The following is a 510-nucleotide window of genomic DNA, read 5'->3' as shown; positions in this document are numbered from 1 at the left end:
GGCCTCCAGGTGAGTGATGAACTCGCCGGGCATGAAGCTGGCGAAGGCCAGATTGATCATCGCGAAGCTGTAGACGATCGGCAGCAGGAACCAGCCGCGATCGCGTGAAGCGACGAAGGTCATCACCGAGCAGATGATCAGGCTGACGATGGAACCAATGTTCAGCAGGCTGAGATTCTGCCCGGCGCTGACGTCAAAGATGCGCTGCTGCAGCGCGATGGCGTGGCAAATCAGCGCCACCACCGCCGAGACGAGGGCCAGTCGACGGTATGCGCTGTTCTTCCGCAACAAGCTGGGAATGATCAGTCCAAGGCTGAGCAGGTAGGCCATCAAAGCCACAATGGAGAAAACTGGCATAGCGTTTAATTTTGCTTCGGCGTGGTTAATAGGAGTGTCAGTATAACGTTGCGCGCGTTTCACTCCAACCTATCTCCAACGCTGAGGCAGAGATCCTGCGCGCTTCGTGTTATCATCGGCGCAATTGTGTCGCCGGAGCGGCCTGTCATTACA

Annotated in this window: 1 protein-coding gene; it reads right to left on the bottom strand. The window is 56.9% G+C overall.

Annotation, left to right across the window (positions count from 1 at the left end; genetic code table 11):
* The coding region (locus IF803_RS42575; protein ID WP_461196177.1) for a hypothetical protein at nucleotides 1-330 on the bottom strand (330 nt) is incomplete at its 3' end.
* Nucleotides 331-510: the final 180 nt, after the last annotated feature.

The sequence above is a fragment of the Bradyrhizobium sp. UFLA06-06 genome (assembly GCF_054820065.1).
This window is presented reverse-complemented; position numbering and strand designations above follow the sequence as displayed.